We start from the raw sequence: 21,265 nt of genomic DNA, 5'->3' as shown, positions 1-21,265 counted from the left end.
CAGCAGACAACATAAGCCCCCCCTCCTTTCTGTTAAGCATAAAAATGCAATAAATTAAACGCAAAAAGGGTGGAAGCTTCTCGCGAAGCCTCCACCCTGAGCTACAAAATCTTGAAAACAGATATCATCACAAATAACACAAATATCTGCCCAACCGGAAATCAAACTATTTAATTGCGTTTATTTTACAACTTCAGTCGAAGTTTGTCAACAGGTTATTAATAAAATGTGAATATGACCCTTTTGCTGTGTGTTTAGAAACAGAATGTGAAATTTAAAATCAATTTGACAACTGTTTTGACAACTGTATTATTTAGATAATATCCCTCTCTATTCATACAGGGTAATTTAAACACAATGAAGAGTGAGAAGTTTACCAATTAACAAAATTACATCCTAAAGCATACGCTGTAATATTAATTGCTATTCGTACACTGGTATGATATACTAAAAATAGTTCAGTGCCTTGGCAGGCGTGATATATTTATTATATCATGCGGTGGGTTCGATTCCCCCCTGAACGAAGAAAATAAGTATTGAAACATTTGTTTTTTTCGTTCAGGGGAAAATAAAATCACTTTGAACTATTCTAGTAAACTTGGACATAGCTGCTTTACCAAGTCAATAATCTCTGCATCAAGTTTTGCATACTTCAAGGTTTGGCACTTAATCAAATCAGGAACATGAATATTTTTACAGCCAATTAAATTTGCTCTCTCTAAATTGCAATCTAAAAAAATCACTTTTTTTAGATTGCAATTTTTTAATATAGAATACCTCAAATCTGCTTTTGTGAAGTCTGTCATTTCCAGATTACAATCATTCATTTTGATACTTGACATATTAGCATTTGTGCATTTTAGTAATCTCAGCCCGCAGGTTTCAAATGTACAAGATTTAAAAGCAGTACCCTCACAAAATGCACCCTGTAAATTACTTCTAGTAAATTCAGAATGCTCGAAATTTGAATTGCTGAGTACAGCTCCCATCATTTGACAGTCAATAAATTTAGTTTTTTTTAATTGAACATTAAACAAATAACATTTAGTTAAGTTGAGTGAAAGCACGTTTTCTTCTTGCAACAATCGTATTAATGAGCGTAGCTTGTATGCAGCTTGCTCGCTGAACCAGAAGCGACATGCTTCAATTTCATCCAAATAGTTTTTTATTATATTCTTAGTCTCCCATCGGCTTAAAAGAAACGTTAATAAAACACTAAAAACTAAGAAGTCGATAAGACTGCTATACATTCCAGTCACAATAGTCTCATAAAAAGAATCCTTGCCCCAAATTCCAAAAAGGTTGTAAAGAGGTAACACTTCATATAGCACAGTTAATAAAATGGTAATGAGTAAATACAGAACAAATATTATACATAAGATTGTGACGTTTAAATGCTTATATTTTCTCGCTCTTTTCATACTGACCCTCATTTTAATTATATATTAATGTCTCATTTTTGCTATCACGTGCATGTCCATCGTAAACATATTAGAAAGTTAGATATAACAGCCTTTTCACATATAAATACATTTTTTCTTATATCATAAGAAACGGCGAAGTCGTACCGGAACAATAACGGCGGCTATGATTCCATGTTCTCTCACGGTGTAAGCCAAAGCTTTGCTTTGGCTTACACCGTGAGGTTATTATATCGCAATTTAATTATAAAGGAAAGCGAGTCCTTTCTGTTTGGAACAAGCCGTTTTACGCTCAAAACTCATCAAGTCAATATTTTTATTTTTTAGAATATAGGTACTGGGAATATTGCCCCCGCATAGTATGATACAGAAAATACACATATTGTGAGTATTGTGAGGTGTTTCTATGGCAGAAAAAATGATTCGTCACATGTTCCCCGGAAATAATACCAGCCAAGGCTTCTTCTCTTATTTTGATTACATCCTGCCGCATGCGCAGGCCAATCGTATCTATTGCTTAAAAGGAGGCCCCGGTGTGGGCAAATCTACATTTTTGAAGCGCATCGGCGAACGGATGCTGTTGGAAGGGTATCAGCTAGAGTACCTGCACTGTGCATCGGATCCGGACTCACTGGACGGTTTGGTGATTCCGGCGCTAGGCGTGTCACTTGTTGACGGAACGGCTCCGCATGTAACTGACCCTGTCTACCCCGCCGCGGTGGACGAGATCATCCATTTGGGAGAATACTGGGATGCAGAAGCAATCCGCCGTAACCGTGATGAAATTGTGCGTATCAACGCAAAAAACAAGCGGCAATACAAACGTGCATACCAATACCTTTCCGCAGCCAAGTGCCTGATGGACGATATTTTAGAAACAGTGAGCTCGGCGACAGACAAAGCCGGAGCACTGCTGCAAGCACAGCGCGTCATCGATGAGGAACTGACATGGATTTCGGGAAACGGCAAATTGGGCAGGACCCGCCGGCTGTTTGCCAGCGCCATCACTCCATCGGGGATTGTGCATCATCTGGAATCACTGGCAGACAGTGCAGAAAAAGTGTATTATATCAAGAACCTGTGGGGCGTCGGCGTGCATGAAATGCTGAAAAAGGTCGCCGACGAAGCGCTATTCCGCGGGCTGGATGTCGAACTGTATTACTGCCCGCTGGCACCTGAAACACGCATTGAGCAGCTGCTGATTCCCGAACTGAAACTGGCACTGATTTCAGAGCAGGAAAGCTTCGAGCTAAAAGGCCACAATCCTATTCTACTGGACTTGACGCAGTACACGGACCTTTCGCAGACCGAATCGCAGAAAGATGCGACAGCGTTTGATGTCAGCACATACCACACACTGCTAAAAGAGGCTGTAAATGCACTGTCCCGAACAAAAAAGCTGCATGATGATCTGGAAGGGTACTACATCCCACATATGAACTTTGAGCGCGTACAACAAAAACTAGATGAAGTCTGCCAACAAATTCTGACACTCGGCAAAACACCAGACTGATTCATAGAGGATAATAACAGCAGATTCCATTTTGACCCGTTTTGAACTCATGCATGACGAGAAGATAAATTCCTCTTGAGAAAAATTCAAATATAAAAGCGGTTCGCTTCTATGGCATTTCATAGGAACGAGCCGCTTTTTATAACGAACCCTACTGTTTTGTAACAGTGGTCGCCCAACGGAAACTTATGTAATATATGCGGCTTTCACGCGTGTATTTTCTATCAAAAACACACGAAACTCCTCTTGTGTCCTATTTTGCAAATCCTGTTTTTGCAAGATGGTCACCCGTTCTTCCCAAGTGAAAAGATAAATGCTTTCAGTTTCCACGATGGCATCAAAAGAGTCATATGGAACCACTTTTCCGTCCGGCAAAACCATGCCCTTTTGCATAAAGTGCACCAGAGCAGGCGCATCTTCCGACTGTTTGAAAGTCTGCATGCCAGAAAGAAGTTTCTCCGCCGCTGCTTGAAATTGTCGGGATGGATTTTTGCGAGGCACAAGATATATCAGCCCCAACAAAAAACAGATTCCCCCTGTAACGAGTGGTATGAGCAGTTCTTTCGGCTCCATCAGCCCCGGTATTACCAGAAAAAAGCCCATAGCCAGCAAAATAACTCCATAGACTTTATAACGAATTGCCCTGCGCCGCACAACAAGCTCCGGCGCTTTGGAGCCATCCAACCGCTCAATGACCCTCCACATTTTTGGGAGTTTTCTTCGGGAGTTCCATTCCGTTCGTTTTTCCATCGCCCGGCTTACCTGCTCCATCAAATCATCTTGATGATAGGAACTGAGCTGAAATGTAAATTCCATATTCGTATCCTCTATCATTCAGCCGTTTACGGTATCGCTTCTAACACAATCGATAAAAAAGCGTCTTGTTCCGGCCCTGCCTATAAAATTTTATAAAATGAGATAATATTATTCTATTGTTTTCCAGAGTAATTGTCCGTTTTCAAAAATCACGTCCATTCGTCCCGTATCTTTCAGCCAAGAGAGATACGATCGAACGGTGCTGCCAACCAAAACATATTGCTGAAAATTCATTGTCAGGTGATAAGCATTGAAAAGATGCTGCAAAACAGTTTCAAAAACACTTGGATTGTTACAGATGTTCAGGATATGCGCTGCTATTTCATGGACTTTATCAATATTCATCTGGGCCAGTGGAGTAATGTCATTCGTTTCTTCTGCATGGGCAGGGACAAAAGCCTTTGCTTTTAAGGTCTTTACCATTTCTAATGTGTCAAGATAAGCGGCTACATCATAAAGAAATCCAATTTGGTATTTCTCCAGCGTTTCTGCGCTTGATAAGCAATCGGCCAGATAAACCACATCATCTGCTGTCCGAAACCCCACCATATCAAAGCAATGACCGGGAAGAGCAATGATACTCATGCCTTTTGGCAGCACACCCTCTGTCAGACATTCCGCATTGCTTTCTTTAGCCATCAAAAATTTATGCTGCAATTCTTTTGGCGCAAACCCGCCATACAAAAAAGACGGTTCTAACCGCGGATGATTGGTAAAGGCACAATCGATACCAGGAACATAAATTTTGCATCCGGTCTGATTTTGCAAATATTGATTACCACCGATATGATCCGCATGGGAATGGGTATTATAAATCGCTTTCAGGATCCAGCCATTGGCGTCTAATATCTGCCGAACCTTCCTGCCGGCATCCTTGTCGCTTCCGCTATCGATCAGGCAAACCTCGGTGTCATTGAGTCTGACAATTCCGATCTTTGCCGGACTTTGAACATAATAACTGTTTGCACCAACTTGATTTAGTTCGTACATGAAAAAGCTCCTCCATTAAAGAAAAACCGCCGGGAACTTTGCCGAAAACGCCTTAGCCAAACACAAAGTAAACACACAGAAACACTGGATATTTCGTGCATTTGGGCAGTGGTAAATGTGGTTTTCAGCAGAATTTCCCTTGAGTCTGAAGTTTTTAGATAACTTCTAATAAAAATATTGTTACGTTTTAAAAAAGAACCAACTCGTTGATAGCCGCTGTTTTGCAAAGAAATACAGTGTGAAGCATAAGCCCGAAAGACGCCCGCCTCAGTAAATCAGCAAGGTGCAAAAACATTATCTGCTGCCGCCACCTCCGCCGCCGGAAAAACCGCCACCGCCAACAGACCCTGCCGCACCACCGGTTCCAGATACATTGGAGGCCGCTGAATTTGAGATATGATGGGTCATGGTCATAAAGTACATCATGTGGTAAGAGTTATAACCATACATGCCCGAAAAGGTTTCAAAATAAGCTGGGTCAAGGGTTTTCATGCTTTTCAGAACCTGTTCTCCCATATCAAATAAAGCGGCAAATACAAGATAATCTCCCCAAAGTTCTCTTTGGGTCGTTTCGCCGTCTTTCGGTTCTTGCATTTCTCTCAAGTATTTCTGCAGACCAAGCATTCGAACCGCTTGATCAAAACCCGGGGCAGTAAATCGAACGACACCGTTTTTGTCTTTTGCTGCCACACCCAAACGGATTAGTTCTTTTTCCCCTTCGCGGTTTACCTCTTTAGACCAGTCGCAGAGTTTTTTATAAATCTTCTCTGCCTGTTTTTCTATTGCAGAGCTCCAAAGAATTCCGTCCGAATCGGCATATCGGCTCAGAATATGATAGAGCGACTGCTCCACCCCATTTGTGGGTGTTTTGTCGGGGTAAAAGACGATAGCTTCTTCTTTTTTAAGTCGTCCTCTTTTATTCTCTCTCTCCCGTTCTTCAATACCGATATAGCCAATTTTCTGCCAACGGATGAGATACGCACTCATCAGGCTGCCACAGGAAATCCTTTTGCGCAATAATTCCATTGCCGCAGATACAGCCGGAATACTGCCGCCAAAAGGAATCGACCATGTTACCTCTATTTTATCTCTTCTGGTCAGCCTGACTGCCGTACCATCCGCCAGCTTAAAGCGGGAAATAAAGAAACCAGCTGCGCCGGCAGTTCCCGCTGCTAAAATGCCAAGAAACACATAGAGAGCCACATGAGAACCGCGATTTTCTGCAGTCTTTTGAAGTTGTTCAAAAGACATATCTGCAGTGGATGCCTTGGGGAACAAAGCCCTGTCAAAGCGACATAGCACATTTACTTTATGATTAGAATCAAGAGGCTGGGATGAAAAAGCCTTTAAGATGCCGTTTTCGGCGATCTTCACTTCGCCCGGAAATCCATATCCCCAAATGCGGGCATTGTTTTCTGTCAGAACGGTATCTGCCATCTGGATTGTAATCGAAACAAGCCCAGGAGCACTGGAAAGCTCTGATACAAACTGATGATAAAATCCGGCATAATCACCGTAATCCTTTACCAATCCATCCAATACATACTGAATCGTATACTGATGGTCGCCATAGTCACCAATTCCCCAGCAAAGCTCATATCCATTGGATGTTTTTAAAATACCACAGGTGCCTGCTTTCTCTTCTCGGGAAAGATTTGGGTCCCAGCTGTCCAGCGTTTTGTATTGTGTTCCGGACTCATCTTTTACCATGAGCGAATGGACGCTCATTCCATCCATGTTATGCAGCGCCTTGTAATACTCTGTGCCGCCGGAAACACCGCGCACATCCCAATTTTCTGTGATAGCTGCAGAGCCATCCCTCTGCAAAACGGCATCAATCCGAATGGACGGTATAGCCTGTTCTGCTGCAAATGCAGACACTGCATTGAAAAGGAACAGTACTGTAACCAGCACAGAAAGCAGAAAGCATCTTCTTGATTTTAATTTCATAGGTCTCTCCTCTCGTGTATGAGACATTCCAACGCCATTAGGAACCACTTTAGTCTTGGAAAGTAAACCCATTTGATAATCAGTATTCCCATCCACAAGCCTCATATGAGGGAAAATACAGATATGACATCATAGGCGTCATCGTAAAGCTTCTTTCAATCCACGTTCCCCGGGTGGGAAATGACAACGCGTGACCTCGTCCTTACCAAGGACAAACTATTTCAATCCACGCTCCCCGGGTGGGGAACGACGTGAATCGTATCCAGAGTTTGAGTGGTGTGATTGATTTCAATCCACGTCCCCCGGGTGGGGAACGACCCCTATGAGCACACATGACGCAGGGATACTTTTGCATTTCAATCCACGCTCCCCGAGTGGGGAACGACTAGTGGTATCCATTTCAGGCTGTTTAATGCACTTATTTCAATCCACGTCCCCCGGGTGGGGAACGACTATCTATACCGTCAGTGCTAGTGCAAGATCACCTATTTCAATCCACGTTCCCCGGGTGGGGAACGACTGCTTCTTCTGTTGTACCTGACACTCTCAATGGCATTTCAATCCACGTTCCCCGGGTGGGGAACGACTCAATCCATCTATGGATTTGTAAATGATCAGCTGGATTTCAATCCACGTCCCCCGGGTGGGGAACGACTATCAATTGCATTGAGTATAGCAACGGCGCACGGGTATTTCAATCCACGTCCCCCGGGTGGGGAACGACTCCAAATGAAAAGCTTCGTTCTTCTGTTTATTTATTTCAATCCACGTCCCCCGGGTGGGGAACGACGCTTTAAGTTGCACCCATGCGCATATCGCCTCGTCATTTCAATCCACGTCCCCCGGGTGGGGAACGACCCAAGCATAATGTGTCCCCCACTACCTTGCTAACAATTTCAATCCACGCTCCCCGGGTGGGGAACGACCATTGCCAAAATTCCAAGTATAGATTTCATACCGATTTCAATCCACGCTCCCCGGGTGGGGAACGACAGCGCGTCCGGTGTGTAAGCCAAATCCATACCAAGTATTTCAATCCACGCTCCCCGGGTGGGGAACGACGGTGGAAAGGTGCATCCATCCAATTGCCTGTACCATTTCAATCCACGCTCCCCGGGTGGGGAACGACAACGGGCAATGCAGGGTTATACTCCATTAAGCGGATTTCAATCCACGCTCCCCGGGTGGGGAACGACGGTAAATCTTATTTATCAGGAAAATCCGTCTTCCGATATTTCAATCCACGCTCCCCGGGTGGGGAACGACGGTAAGTCAGATGGGCTTATCAAAAAAAATTGTAATTTCAATCCACGCTCCCCGGGTGGGGAACGACGGTAAGTCAGATGGGCTTATCAAAAAAAATTGTAATTTCAATCCACGCTCCCCGGGTGGGGAACGACCTTTGGCTTTGCTTGGCATTCATGCCCTATTGGATATTTCAATCCACGCTCCCCGGGTGGGGAACGACTTCCAGTTTGCTTTTTTCTTCTATCCTATCCTCTGATTTCAATCCACGCTCCCCGGGTGGGGAACGACTTCCAGTTTGCTTTTTTCTTCTATCCTATCCTCTGATTTCAATCCACGCTCCCCGGGTGGGGAACGACTGGAAGTTGTAACCATACACAATGCGGAGAAGTGTCAATTTCAATCCACGCTCCCCGGGTGGGGAACGACTGGATCAAAGCGTTCAAGCATTTGACCCAATCAAAATTTCAATCCACGCTCCCCGGGTGGGGAACGACCTAGTTTTTCGATAAACTTTCTCTCGCCGAAATCATTTCAATCCACGCTCCCCGGGTGGGGAACGACCAAAGTCTATTCCCTCCCTATTTCGGATTTGGTAATATTTCAATCCACGCTCCCCGGGTGGGGAACGACCTGCGACTGCGGCGATTTCCGTCGTAGAGGAGGATTTCAATCCACGCTCCCCGGGTGGGGAACGACTGTAAACCAAATAAATAACAGGCAATTCTGTTTCAATATTTGGTAGTTAAGAACATAAGCCTCGAAAAAAATTATACTTTATGTATTTTTAGTGTTATAAATTACAGAATTTCATGTGCGAATCCTCACCGATTTTATGGGCACTTGCTATTCGCGCAAAAATCATCCCCCCTCTCAGAATGGTTCTGTATTCATAAGATAGTCTCAACTCCACTTTTGATTTTGGGGCATCCTACAACTTCAAATTCACATGCCCATCGGTTCTTGTAATAAAAACTTCTAAACAAAGGGAACTGCAATCATATTACGTTCAATTACTTTAATTATATATTTTAAAACCATCCAGCGCAACCCTGAAACAAATGATAGGGAATTCACTGTTTTACATGCAGCTAAACCATTTGGTCAAATAGAAAGTTTATTTTAAATGAAAATACAATATTTTTAATAACTGAAATCAACCGGATAAAAAACACGGTTGCTCATTTTCTATCCAGAGAGCCTTATCCGTTTACCATCTTTCTTTTGTGTTTTTCATCTTTTTAAGAAACAAGAACACTCTGTCTTAATATCATGGAATAAGAGACTGAAATCCTGTATGTTCCCGCCAGCGTTACGCTTTAACGGGGATAAAAAAAGACGGAGTTGATTTTATGAATGTAGATCATTCAAATGATTACAGCTATCTGGATCAGATCCGGATAAAGGAAGGCCCCGATCAATGTAAAAGCACTTTAAATGCACTTTTTCAAACAGATTCCAAACGCGCGGTTACCCTACTCAACGATAATCGGCTGATGTTCCCTTGCCTGTATGTATTGCACGAACCAATCCTGCGGAATCACAGTCAAAAGTATTTAAATAAGCGCAATATGGCCGCCCTGCAAATTACAAATCAAGTAAAAGGATCGAAAACAACCGGCCCCAATTATCTATCTTCTAAACAGAACTCGATGCATCCCGTTCTCAAATGGATATTGGAAACGGGCTGTGCCGAAGAAATTCCCGAGGATGATTATGAAGAAATATTGGACATCACCGTATCGGTATTGATAAATATATATAAAGATATTGACATATTACCGTTGGTGGTAGATTTGATTTTCAAGCGCAACAGAAATGGGAGCCATATTCATGACCTAGTATGGGCGCTTTTCCGCTCTCAAAATCCCGAGATATTAAAGTTAATTGCCCAACATCTTTCGTCTTCCAACCCAAAAGACATTGAATTGGCAACCGAATTATTGAATATTGACAAGACAAATATCGTGGCCTCAAAAGGCAAGAAAGAAAAGCAGGCCGAGGACTATCTTCACTGGCTGGAAGAGAATTTGCCATACCTGTATTTCACAGAGGAATGCTTTCAGTATTCCAGTAAACCAGTGTTCTGTACCGTAGATCTGGAACGCAAATACCTGCAGAAAGGCGATTCGGCTCACAGCAAACAGCCAATTCCTTCTTTCGATAACGAAGAGAATAAAAACATGGCAGCTTTTCAGCAGCTCAGCGTTGAGGAACAAAAAGTTCTGGCAGAATATTCTCAAAAAATCTGCAGCAAAAACGTATCTGCGTGGAAAGAATGGCTGCACGCGCCTGTTATCGATCAAATAAAAGCAGCAAAAGCCAGAACGGAGGGCGACAAATGATTACAATATCCGGCTCTCCTTTTGAAATCACCGAAATCATCGCAGATTATTCCGACAGCAACGTGGAAAAACAGCTCTTAGAGCAGATGTCCAAAAGCACCGAAACCTATCGGTATAATACTGTGCATCAACTCAAATTTGAGCTCTCTCTGCGCAAAGAAATTGTTGATGCGGCAAGGAAGCTTAACGCCAGCAAACTCAAATTCGCCGTTTTTCACAAATCGGAATGCAACCCGGACTATTGGACCAGAACCAGCAACGGCGGCTTTCTTCTGAAAAGCGGAGTGAAGGCCAGCGACGCCATTCAGGATATTTTTACAAATGGTCAAAAGTATGCCACAGAATGTGCAACTGCTATGGTAATTGTGTATTACAAGGCCTTGATGGAAGTTTACCCAGAGGAAACATTTAATCGTCTGTTTCGCTCCATTTACCTGATGAACTGGCACAAACTAGATCCGCTGCTTCGAGAAGTGGGTGAGCCAAAAAAAGTCACAGATATCCTGCTGGGAGATCGGTGCTATTTTAAAAACCCTCAGGTAGATCCGAAAGTTTCTCAATTACAAGGCGAAAATGTCATTGTTTTACCAAACGGGTTGTACTATGGACACGGCATGGGGATTACCACCGCAGATCGGATCATCCGTGTGCTAAATGCCAACCGAATAGAAGATGCCACCCAATCGGCTTATTTTATGGAAAATTCTGCAGCCCGTCCCAACTTTAAAAAACTGGCAGATGCGGTTCCAAATTCTTCGGCAAGCCCCGCCGTGCTGCAGTGGCAGCCTTTCCCACAGCCGATTTAGAGATAGGTTTGCTGCTTTGATAGCGTTATTGTTTCATTTTGAAACATTCGAATGATTCAAATCGATATTGCACAAGGATTATGAAATGACAAAGAACTTAAAGCATCTATCAAGATCAGCCCCCAGCAGAAAGCCCACTGGACTTATTCCAGTGGGCTTTGATGTTTGGATGGTTATCTATTGATGGGTTGATCTCGATTTTCATGTTTTGTTTTCTGAATTAGATTAATAATCAGCAATAAAATGATTGCTCCTATTGTCGCTACAATCAAGCTCCAAAGGTTGAATCCAGTAAACCCTACACCAGTAATAAAGTTGAATATAAATCCACCTATAAATGCACCCACAACACCGACGCATACATTTGCAAATGCACCCATCTCTGAGTTTTTTCCTACTACCATACTGGCGATCCATCCGGCTAATGCACCTAATATAATCCAATAAACGATGCCCATATACTTTCATCTACTTTCTTTTCTAATATTTTTTATAAACTTTTTCACTCTTTAGAATATCCGAGTAATAATCATTTATGAATTTTTCATCTAAAAAGTCTCCGATACCAGATTCCATGACGAACCGGCAGCAGAGACATTTGGGTTTTATTTCGCTGTGAAAATGCTGAAAGGCTGGTTCATCAACAAAAATGGCAAGTTGAACTTTATAAGATAAAGCACCGCACTTATTCTGATGGCCATGAAACAACCAACGTCAAGCATGTCGGGCATTTAGGACTTTATTTTGAAAAATGCAAAAAAGCGAATCGATTCTGCCTTTTAATAGAGTTATGTGAAAATTTAAAACTAATATTCAAAGATTGAAAGCTTTACAATCTTTGCCTTATGAACTAGAATATTAATAAGGAAATTAATTCCAGTTGATTATACCCCTTACAGCGGGGCACCTCGCCCTTAGAGGCACCCGAATCAGTGCTGTTCTGAAAACGAAATGATTCCAATGAACTAAGTCTGGGTTATTTTGTTCTGTAACATTTTTAAAAATCGCGGGTATCCATCCGTATTGCCTGCGGATAGGTATTTGTCATGGAAGGTGATCGATATGAAAATTTCTCATCGAACTCGCAATCTTATCATAGGCCTTGCGGCCGTGGTAGTATTGGTTTTTTCTTTCGGTCTATATCAATACCAGCAGATGTCAAATTTAATATTCCGAATCCATATTCCCTCGAACTTTGTGACGATTGAACAGTATGTCAGCCCTATCCCCACCTTCAAAGACGGCCTTGTGAACCGCCGTGCCACGGAATTTTCTGCCTTTCTGGAGCAATTAGAATTCAAACGCGGAGACGATTCGTTTCTTCAGACAGATGCAGATTATCTCAGCGGCGACGCTTCCAACAGTATCAGCATTACGGTTGAGAATGATTCAGAAAGTGTGGTTAAAAATTTCCTTGTTTTCAAAAAAGAGCATCAGAAATATCTTCTTGTAGATGTACAGGACACATACCCTGATCAATATGCCGTGGTGGAAGGGGAACCATACGATTACCTGTACGCAAAACTGTCACACGCAAATAAGAAGGACAGTTCCTCTGAGCCGGTGAGAGCAGAGGGTGAAGAAGGCACAAACGAAACCCCCGCCCCGGTTTCCGGAAAGCTTACAACCCGCAGGGTGTATAAAGATGTGACGGCAGGGCCAATGAAGGCCAGACTGTATGCAGATGTGGAAATTCATTCTGGGGATTCCTTGTCGCAGGTCAACAGAGTAATCAAAATGGGCTGGGAGCAAAAGAGCGGCGGCAGCTGGCAGCTGGAGGACGCAATGACTGACTGGTGGCTGGAACAGACTCCTTCCACAGGCGTGAATTTTCGGGGAAGTGCCGTTTTTACAGCAAAAACCACGTCAAATGCAACCGGAGAATTTTCTCTTGAATCATTATCCTCACAGGGCTTTGATGTTTCCAACGTTGCGAACGATGGCAGCGCGCAACTGCACATACGCAAAACCGTGGATCTCGAATTCGGTTATTCTACCATATAGTTTTTAGTTGCATTCGAGCCACTCATAGGAGTGGTGTAAATAAAAAAACATGGTGCAAAACCATTGAAAAAATCCCCTTTCGAGTACAGTGAATAAAATACAAAAGGATAGAGATACCGGTTGTCATTCGACCTTTTTGAACTTGAACAGCAATTATTTTTTCTCTGCTTTCGGCACACCCAGCCGCCCAAACCGATACAAAATCAAAAGCATCTCGGCTGAGGCTTCTAAGCCGCCGACGGATGAACCAGGCAGCGAAAAACTGCTTAAAATTACAGCCTGAAAACCGCATTCCCACGCAGTTTTCAGGCTGTTTTTCTGCCTTTTTTCAGCACTGTGTAATACGTCAGTTGAATTTTGCAGGATAAATCCTTGCAATCAAAATGATCGCAGGGATTTTTTTATTTTAAGGAGGTTTTTAGATGGTTACCCTCGCTAAGGGATAGAATGCCTCCGCTAAACGTTGACCACTTTAAGTTAATATTATATGCGAGGAATTACGCGAAGAAAAGGAGTTTTGAATCCCTTTAATTATTCGCTAATCTACCGTTTCAAAAGACGTCTCGACTAGAATTTAATGTCTTTTCGAGGCGAATTTTTATAAAATAAAATGATGTTCCATGAACACCCATCACCTTTTTTTGCTATAAATAGAAAAAAATGTAAATATTTAGCTTGTGATTCTCAACTAGAATAATAACACAAATTTGTACCTATATAATAATTTTGCCCAGTTCAATAATTTTTTGGAGGATGTTACAATGAAAAAACGAATGCTAACTATGTTAATTGTTGTCTCCTATTTATTCAGTTTTCAAACCTCTTTTGCTACGCAATCTAATGATGCAATTATCGAAAGTAAAAGTAAAACAGTTGAATTATTAGATGTTGAAACAGAATCCTTATCCGATGATTTAGACAAATCGGAAATTTCCAGCGGTGGTAAATTTACGATAGATGAAAAATTTCAGAAGTCATTCATTAATACAAAATCTATTACCGCCGCAGTCAGTGGCCCAGATCTTACAATCGGCAATCTGAATGTTGTTACAAGCAAAACACCTTTTCCTTATAATGAAGATGTTACTTTTGAAATGCTTGTTGCAAATATTGGTACACAATCAATCTCTAATGTTAGAGTACAAACCTATGTTGACAACAATATCGTTGTTAATGATAGTATCGGAACTCTTGCTGCAAATAAAGGGGGTACCTATTCCGTCCCTCTCAGAAATTTGTGTGGGACTCACACTATAAAATTCACAATATCTTCAACCGAAAGCGAAACAACAACATCTAATAATTCAATCTCAAACCAATTCACATGGGAAAACGCAGTAGATTTAGCTGTATACTCTTTTATAAGTGAAGAGGGATCTACATTTGAAAGCTGCAAACACAATGATAATGAAAAAGAACCAAGCGATGTGACAAGAGAATTCACATTAAAAGTAGCCAATTACGGAAATGTTTCCGCAAATAACGTAAAAGTAAATCTCATGATGGGCTCAAGTTCGATAGGAACAATCACTGCAGATTTCTCAGCTAGAACTGTAAAATCATTTACTTTAAATTATGCTATTTATAAAGCAAACAATCAATTAAAATTATCAGCAATAATTGATCCAAATAATCAAACAAATGACGCAAAAACAGAAAACAATACAGCTACTAGAACATTTAAAGTAACATATGATACTGAAAGATGGGCAGGATACTTCAAAAATTCTAAAAATATTAACGTACAAATATTTCCCGCAGTAGAGGACTATATCATAAATCAGAGCGATTCTATAACAAGCAGTGAACTCACTTCAGCTATCAAACAATGGAACGGAATATCTTCAGCAGTTTCATTCCATTCATTTACCTATGCTGACGAAGATCATGACGATTTTGATATCGCTTTGGATGTCGCTAAATTACCTCGTGGTGTCTTAGGTGCGACGTTTTTGTATAAGCAATCTGGAGACCTTCTAGTTGATATCGATGATGTCATTAATGATAGCTCGCCATATATCAAATCGATAATATATCTTTCGCCAACCCTAATTGATTATAATACAGACATCCAAAAGACTACAGTAATCCATGAATTTGGACATGCTCTTGGCTTAAAACATACTTTCTGTGATGATAAATCAATCATGAAAGCATCTGTTACCAGTTTACTCTCAGCTACCTCGGTACAAGAACACGACAAATATAATATTAAACAAATATATTGAAAGGGGAACAATCTATGAAAAAGAAAGTATTATCCGTACTAATCACCGCTTTCTGTATGATTAGTCTTATCGGTTGCAGTTCAAATAATATCTCGAAAGAAGCTTCTGCTACAAATCTTATACAAAAAACATCCTATCAGTATCACGATATGAAAAAAGAGAGTCAGGGTGAGTTTTTGCTGTCAGTGGATCCAAAAAATTTAAAAGAACTGGAAAGTAATTGCGAGTACATTGTGCAGGGAAGATTATCTGATGATAGCAAGCAAGTTCCCGTGAAAAATTCTTTGGGCGATATTGCTTTTGAATACACAATCTCGTCTTTAGAAATCAGTAAAGTCTGGAAAGGCGATTTTAAAGAAGGAGGTACAATTAAACTTTGTGAATCTTATTATATTACCGAAAAGAATAACAAACAAGTTTTGCGTTACGCCTCTAATTATATGCCTTCAGACCTTGATAAGGACTACATTTTTTTCTTAGACAGCATGGATTTAGAAAATGACACTGTTTATACTCCTACTATTTATGAAAAAGGTCGATACCCATTGCCTTCTTCCATTTCAACAAACAAACAGAGATCTTTTAAAAGCATTTTTAATATAGATTCGATAAGTAATGAAGATCTAAATCTTGCTGACCATGATTCCACCATATATAAGTCAATATATGAAGAAGTCTTACAAAAGTATTTAAGCTAATGTTTTAATAAGAGGTTTGCTATCGCGATAAAGAGGATAGCAAACCTTTTTATTATGATGCCAAGTTTAGTAACATTTATCATCTCAATGGCAGCAATTGCGTTTATCGTCTTTGTGATTGTACCGGCAAGCTTCCTTGAGAACATCAAAGCAAAAGACACTCCGGTAATGGTCAGTCAGTTCGTCCACGCCGTTCTACCGCCAGACCTTCAGGATCTTCTGTGAGATAGATACGCTCCCATACTGCAACACTTTTGTGGTCGCTTACTTCAAATTGCCGCACTGCTTCGCAGTAGCTTAGTTTCTCCTTACGCATCGTTTCCACTACCATAACCTTGAATTCCGGCATATAGCGTTTATTTGGTATTCCTTTGAGCATACAAAAACACCCCATTTGTTTTCAGTATATCATACTGTCTAACAAATGGGGGGCAGTTCATTGTTTCCCGGAAGTTTTTATTTGTACATAAACGTATATTTCGACTTGCATCTTTTCAATTTTCAAGCCTTTTTAGTCATGTCTTAACACAAAACACAAATAATAAAACCCGCATCAAACTACCAAAAAACGGCAGTCTGATACGGGTTTCAACTTGGTCGAGGTGACAGGATTTGAACCTGCGACTTCTACGTCCCGAACGTAGCGCTCTACCAAGCTGAGCCACACCTCGAAAAAAGCTAGCCTCGGTTTCCCGAGGCTATATGGCTGCGGAACTAGGATTTGAACCCAGACAAACAGAGTCAGAGTCTGTCGTGCTACCATTACACAATTCCGCATCAATATTTAATTGCTTGAAGCAACGTCAATTATTATAACAAATTTCAAATAAATGTCAATAGGTTTTTCAAAAAAACTTCTCAAATTTTACATATTTTTTATTCTGTGAAAAAATAAGAGAAAATTCATCCTTTTCGTCACCTTTTGAAGCGACAAACCAGCAGCAATTTACCTATTTTAAGAATTGTAAAAAAATTCCCGCCGGAAGTACCCTATTTCATAGCATTTCCGGCGGAACCCATTCCCATTCATACCAAGTGAGCAAAACACCTAACTTGGTTCGTTTCTTATCTACCTTTTGCCCCGCTGACTATATGATTTCAGAGGTTAGAACCGCTTCTGCACAGCGAATCCCATCCACAGCCGCAGAAACAATTCCGCCTGCATAGCCGGCGCCTTCCCCACAGGGATATAAGCCCCCCAAAGAAACCGATTGACAATCCGCCCCTCTGGTCAGGCGAACCGGAGAAGAGCTTCGGGTTTCTACCCCTGTCAATACAGCATCCGGATCTGCAAATCCATGCAGTTTTCGGTTCATCTGTAAAATGCCCTGCCGCATGGATTCCACCACATAAGGCGGCAGGCAGCCTGCCAAATCACAGGGCACTGCTCCTGGCTGATAGCTGGGTGTGAGCCCAAAGGAATCGGATGCTTTTCCCTTTAAAAAATCCCCTACCCGCTGAGCGGGAGCATGATAATCACCGCCGCCTAAGTGAAAGGCAGCTTCTTCCCACCGGCGCTGAAACTGCACTCCGGCCAAAGGATGTGCGCTTTCAAAGTCCTGAGAAGAAACCCCCACCAGCAGTGCTGCATTTGCCCTCTTTTCATCCCGGGCATAGCGGCTCATCCCATTGGTCACCAAACGCCCCGCTTCCGAAGCAGCGGCAACCACCTGTCCGCCAGGGCACATACAAAAAGTATAGACTCCCCTGCCGTTTTCTAAATGTACCGCCAGCTTATAATCCGCAGCACCCAGTGCTGGATGTTCCGCAAAATTCCCATATTGGGCACGATTGATTTTTTCTTGCAGATGCTCGATTCTTGCCCCAATGGAAAAAGGCTTTTGCTCGATTGCTACGCCCTGCTCAAAAAGCTGTTCAAAGGTATCACGAGCGCTGTGCCCAACTGCCAAAACCACCTGACGGGCGTCTATGGTTTGCACCTGGCCATCCCGCTCCACTGTCAAGCCGGTCACTTTGCCATGTGTCGTTTTCAGATTCAGCAGCCTGGTTTCAAACCAGACTTCCCCGCCCAAAGCAATAATCTCTTCTCGAATGGTTTTCACAATTCCCGGCAGCAAGTCTGTTCCGATATGGGGCTTTGCGTCATACAGAATCTCTTCCGGTGCTCCTGCTTTCACCAGTTCTTCAAACACCTTGCTTGCCCGGCCGTCTTTCGTTCCGGTATTCAGCTTTCCGTCTGAAAAAGTACCGGCCCCACCTTCCCCGAACTGCACATTGGATTCAGGACGCAAAGAGCCTCCGTTCCAAAAATCCTGCACCTGCTGTGTCCGCTTCTCCACATTCGCACCGCGCTCCATGACAATGGGCCGCTGCCCGGCCTGCGCCAAAATAAGAGCCGCAAACAATCCGGCAGGGCCAAGCCCCACCACCACCGGACGCTGAGGAAACTTTTTGCAAGGGGGCATTTGGTATTGATACGGGCGCATACGGGTGATTTTTGCCCCACCGCACCGGGATAACACCTTCTCTTCTCCACTTTTTAAGGTTACCCCAATAGAATATTGAAAGTGGACGTCCTGTTTCTTTCGGGCATCCACCGATTTTTTTAAGATCTGAACTGATTCTATGTCATCAGAGGAAACCGACAAACGCAAGGCCGCCTGTTCTTTCAGTTCCTCTGTCCCAGCGGACAACGGAAGCCCAATCTCTGTAATCTTAATCATGTGATTCCTCCTTTATTGCCATAGCCGCGCTTCGGCCTGCTGCCATGCCGCTGATCCAAGCCCAATGCAGGTTAAATCCACCGCAATCTCCGTCCACATTCAGCTGCTCTCCGGCCAGATACATGCCGGAACTAAGACGGGATTCCATGGATGGAACCCAAACCTCGCTGACAGGAATTCCGCCTGCTGTCACCTGAGCATTTGTCCAAGAAAGCGTTCCAGTCACTGGGAAAATCCAGCTTTTTGCCGTCTTTGCCACTGTTTTCATCAAAGGACCGGTCAGATTTTTTGCCGAATCTCCTGCCTTTTCTGCCAAAGCTGCCACCATTACCTGCTGCCCCACTCGCTTGGGAAGAACGCCAAACAGCAATTCGCGCATTGGCAATTCTGGATAAAGCTGAGATAAATTCCGAATTAAATCACAAACATCCGGAAAAGACAATTCCGGGAATAAATCCACCGCAATCTCTGCCTTTTGGCAAGGATTCCCCAAAACAGTATGTGCCGACGCATACTCGCTGGCAAATCGAGACAGCTGAAATACACAGACTCCGGAAAGTCCCCGCTCAGTAAATTGAATTTCCCCTTCTTCTTCTTTTACAGTGTGGCCATCTGCCAAAAAGCGCACCTTCCCCGGGCAGCGAACGCCTTTCAGCGACCGCACCAGTGCAGCCGGAACAGTTACCTGTACCAAACCCGGAAATAACTGTGTTTCGCTGTGCCCTAGCTGACGCGCCAAAGACACGCCTTGGTCTGAACTGATTTGGGGAGAAGCTTTTCCCCCTTGGGCCAAAATCAGTTTACGGGCCCAAAGCGATTGCCCCTGAGCCAATGATAAAAGATAGCCGTTTTTCTGTTTTTTTACTTCTGTTACAGGGGAATCGCAGATTTCCTGCCCATGATACTTCTGAAAAAACAGGCGAAGTGCATCCAGAACAGCTGATGCCTGTCCGTTTTTGGGGTAAACCCTGCCCTGTTCCTCTTCCTGGCAGTAAAGTCCCATGGACTCAAACTCCCGAAGTACATCCGCGGGAGAAAATTGCGAAAACACAGCTTTTGCCAAAGCACTATCTCCATGATACCATCTATCTTGCGCATCCAAATTCGTTAGATTACATCTTCCGTTTCCGGTTGCCAAAAGCTTTTTTCCCACACGCGGCGCACCTTCCAACAGCGCCACCGCCCCTTTGTCGCCCAGAAGTTTGGCTGCTTGTCCGGCTGCCATTAATCCTGCTGCTCCGCCGCCCACGATTGCGATATCTACCTTTTGTGATATTGCCACTGAAATCACTCCCCTATTTGCTTGTACTATAGTAATATGAATTGGAATAATTGTAAACTATTCCAATAATTTAATATTCCAAATTAAAAAACCAACTGCTTCTTTTCTCCAATGGCATCTTGTACCAAATAATGGTAAATGTTATAATACTATGGTATAATAATATGATATTACCTGAGCCATTCGGAGGTCAGTTATCATGTCCTTAATTGAAAATCCGCAGCAACTATTGCAAACCATGCAAACTTTTGACAAGATGTTTAACATTGTTCGTATTGTGGATCCGGTGGAAAAAAGGGTGATCAATCACGCAACCAACGAAAGATGCCGTGTGAAAGAATCGATTTGCTATGATTTTTGGAACAGTAACAACCATTGTTCCAATTGTGTTTCTATGCGTGCCGCAGCAGAAAACAATACTTTTGTAAAAATCGAATACAACAAAGATCAAATTTTTATGGTGATGGCAACCCCGGTTCTGCTGTCCGACCATCCTTATGTGATGGAAACCTTAAAAGACATTACCGACACAGGCATTGTTCCGGATCTCAAAGGAAAAACCGTTCAGGAAATTGAAGAAATCATTGAAAACCTGAACCGGGCAGTCATCACAGATGAACTAACACAAATATATAACAGGCGCTTTGTGAATGAAAAGCTTCCTGTTGATTTATACACCGCATCGATCAGCTGCAGTAATCTGACTGCAATTATGATTGACATTGATAATTTCAAACAAATTAATGATACCTTTGGCCACGGAGCAGGCGATCAGGTGCTGCAAAAAGTGGCCGAAATTCTGGCAGACTTCCTTCAGCGAAAAGGCGACTGGGCCGCCCGGTATGGCGGAGATGAATTTTTGATGGTACTCCCCGGTGCCGGTGGAACAGATGGCATGAAAATTGCAGAACAAATTCGTCAGCAAATTGCGGGTGAAGTGATCCAGTGTGAAAAACAGCCCATCCATATTACTGTCAGCAGTGGAGTATACACGATTTGCCCGGAAGACAACGCCTTTTCTCTTCAGGATTTTTTCTATAGGATTGATAAAAAGCTGTATCAGGCCAAAAACACAGGAAAAAACACCATTATCAACTAAACGTAATTTTAAGATCCGAAACTTTATTCAGTCGCGCTATGAAATGTAGTAAAGACCCATCCAGTATATTGCAAGCCCTATCACCCTATGTTTCAACTCATTCTTTTCTCATCTTGACCTTTATCGGGAAATGTTATTTTCTCTATCATCATTCCCTGTTTTTTGTTTTTTAGCGAATCGCTGA

General features: G+C 42.6%; 15 protein-coding genes, 2 tRNA genes and 1 CRISPR repeat array. Of the genes, 7 read left to right on the top strand and 10 right to left on the bottom strand.

Annotated features, from left to right (window positions below; all coding sequences use genetic code 11):
* Nucleotides 1–584 precede the first annotated feature (584 nt).
* Complete coding sequence (locus C1A02_RS02225; RefSeq protein WP_164997131.1) at nucleotides 585–1,421, bottom strand: pentapeptide repeat-containing protein; 837 nt, start codon at nucleotides 1,419–1,421, stop codon at nucleotides 585–587.
* A 406-nt stretch (nucleotides 1,422–1,827) separates the two neighbouring features.
* Between C1A02_RS02225 and C1A02_RS02220 the strand changes: the two genes are divergently transcribed.
* Nucleotides 1,828–2,934, top strand: a complete 1,107-nt coding sequence (locus C1A02_RS02220; protein WP_164997130.1) for a PRK06851 family protein — start codon at nucleotides 1,828–1,830, stop codon at nucleotides 2,932–2,934.
* Between the two features lie 186 nt (nucleotides 2,935–3,120).
* Here the strand turns inward: C1A02_RS02220 and C1A02_RS02215 are convergent, their stop codons facing one another.
* The 3 genes from C1A02_RS02215 to C1A02_RS02205 all read right to left on the bottom strand — a co-directional run bounded on the left by C1A02_RS02215 (nucleotide 3,121) and on the right by C1A02_RS02205 (nucleotide 6,690).
* Entirely contained in the window at nucleotides 3,121–3,750 is a 630-nt protein-coding gene (locus C1A02_RS02215; protein ID WP_101696566.1) for a hypothetical protein, read from the bottom strand.
* A gap of 108 nt (nucleotides 3,751–3,858) precedes the next feature.
* The gene (locus C1A02_RS02210; RefSeq protein ID WP_101696565.1) at nucleotides 3,859–4,740 is read right to left on the bottom strand and encodes an MBL fold metallo-hydrolase; all 882 of its coding nucleotides are present in this window, start codon (nucleotides 4,738–4,740) and stop codon (nucleotides 3,859–3,861) included.
* A gap of 294 nt (nucleotides 4,741–5,034) precedes the next feature.
* Nucleotides 5,035–6,690, bottom strand: coding sequence for a DUF2207 domain-containing protein (locus C1A02_RS02205; protein ID WP_101696564.1), 1,656 nt, complete (start codon nucleotides 6,688–6,690; stop codon nucleotides 5,035–5,037).
* 152 nt (nucleotides 6,691–6,842) lie between these two features.
* Nucleotides 6,843–8,634: a CRISPR direct-repeat array (repeat unit 33 nt; unit sequence ATTTCAATCCACGCTCCCCGGGTGGGGAACGAC).
* A gap of 653 nt (nucleotides 8,635–9,287) precedes the next feature.
* Between C1A02_RS02205 and C1A02_RS02200 the strand changes: the two genes are divergently transcribed.
* On the top strand, nucleotides 9,288–10,280 hold the full coding sequence (locus tag C1A02_RS02200; RefSeq protein ID WP_101696563.1) for a hypothetical protein: 993 nt from the start codon (nucleotides 9,288–9,290) through the stop codon (nucleotides 10,278–10,280).
* Nucleotides 10,277–11,086, top strand: a complete 810-nt coding sequence (locus tag C1A02_RS02195) for a protein-glutamine gamma-glutamyltransferase (RefSeq protein ID WP_101696562.1) — start codon at nucleotides 10,277–10,279, stop codon at nucleotides 11,084–11,086. Before C1A02_RS02200 ends, C1A02_RS02195 begins: the two co-directional genes overlap by 4 nt.
* Before the next feature lie 173 nt (nucleotides 11,087–11,259).
* On the opposite strand, the gene C1A02_RS02190 is transcribed toward C1A02_RS02195, so the two are convergent.
* On the bottom strand, nucleotides 11,260–11,544 hold the full coding sequence (locus C1A02_RS02190; RefSeq protein WP_101696561.1) for a GlsB/YeaQ/YmgE family stress response membrane protein: 285 nt from the start codon (nucleotides 11,542–11,544) through the stop codon (nucleotides 11,260–11,262).
* Between the two features lie 604 nt (nucleotides 11,545–12,148).
* Between C1A02_RS02190 and C1A02_RS02185 the strand changes: the two genes are divergently transcribed.
* The 3 genes from C1A02_RS02185 to C1A02_RS02170 all read left to right on the top strand — a co-directional run bounded on the left by C1A02_RS02185 (nucleotide 12,149) and on the right by C1A02_RS02170 (nucleotide 16,016).
* Nucleotides 12,149–13,090, top strand: a complete 942-nt coding sequence (locus C1A02_RS02185) for a hypothetical protein (RefSeq protein WP_101696560.1) — start codon at nucleotides 12,149–12,151, stop codon at nucleotides 13,088–13,090.
* Nucleotides 13,091–13,851: 761 nt separating this feature from the next.
* On the top strand, nucleotides 13,852–15,318 hold the full coding sequence (locus C1A02_RS02175) for a CARDB domain-containing protein (protein WP_101696558.1): 1,467 nt from the start codon (nucleotides 13,852–13,854) through the stop codon (nucleotides 15,316–15,318).
* Nucleotides 15,319–15,332: 14 nt separating this feature from the next.
* Nucleotides 15,333–16,016, top strand: a complete 684-nt coding sequence (locus C1A02_RS02170; protein WP_101696557.1) for a hypothetical protein — start codon at nucleotides 15,333–15,335, stop codon at nucleotides 16,014–16,016.
* A 172-nt stretch (nucleotides 16,017–16,188) separates the two neighbouring features.
* On the opposite strand, the gene C1A02_RS02165 is transcribed toward C1A02_RS02170, so the two are convergent.
* From C1A02_RS02165 to C1A02_RS02145, 5 genes are all read right to left on the bottom strand, one after another.
* Complete coding sequence (locus C1A02_RS02165) at nucleotides 16,189–16,395, bottom strand: hypothetical protein (protein WP_101696556.1); 207 nt, start codon at nucleotides 16,393–16,395, stop codon at nucleotides 16,189–16,191.
* Between the two features lie 215 nt (nucleotides 16,396–16,610).
* Nucleotides 16,611–16,687 (bottom strand) — tRNA-Pro (locus tag C1A02_RS02160).
* 32 nt (nucleotides 16,688–16,719) lie between these two features.
* Nucleotides 16,720–16,793 (bottom strand) — tRNA-Gln (locus tag C1A02_RS02155).
* 311 nt (nucleotides 16,794–17,104) lie between these two features.
* Nucleotides 17,105–18,700: an NAD(P)/FAD-dependent oxidoreductase gene (locus C1A02_RS02150; protein WP_101696555.1), complete on the bottom strand. Its 1,596-nt coding sequence runs from the start codon at nucleotides 18,698–18,700 to the stop codon at nucleotides 17,105–17,107.
* The gene (locus tag C1A02_RS02145) at nucleotides 18,693–19,982 is read right to left on the bottom strand and encodes a BaiN/RdsA family NAD(P)/FAD-dependent oxidoreductase (RefSeq protein ID WP_101696554.1); all 1,290 of its coding nucleotides are present in this window, start codon (nucleotides 19,980–19,982) and stop codon (nucleotides 18,693–18,695) included. Before C1A02_RS02145 ends, C1A02_RS02150 begins: the two co-directional genes overlap by 8 nt.
* A gap of 199 nt (nucleotides 19,983–20,181) precedes the next feature.
* On the opposite strand from C1A02_RS02145, the gene C1A02_RS02140 reads away from it, so the two are divergent.
* Nucleotides 20,182–21,081: a GGDEF domain-containing protein gene (locus C1A02_RS02140; protein WP_101696553.1), complete on the top strand. Its 900-nt coding sequence runs from the start codon at nucleotides 20,182–20,184 to the stop codon at nucleotides 21,079–21,081.
* The last annotated feature ends 184 nt before the right edge of the window (nucleotides 21,082–21,265 follow it).

It is taken from the genome of Clostridium minihomine, assembly GCF_900240385.1.
Taxonomy (GTDB): Bacteria; Bacillota; Clostridia; order Oscillospirales; family Acutalibacteraceae; genus Faecalispora; species Faecalispora minihomine.
This window is presented reverse-complemented; position numbering and strand designations above follow the sequence as displayed.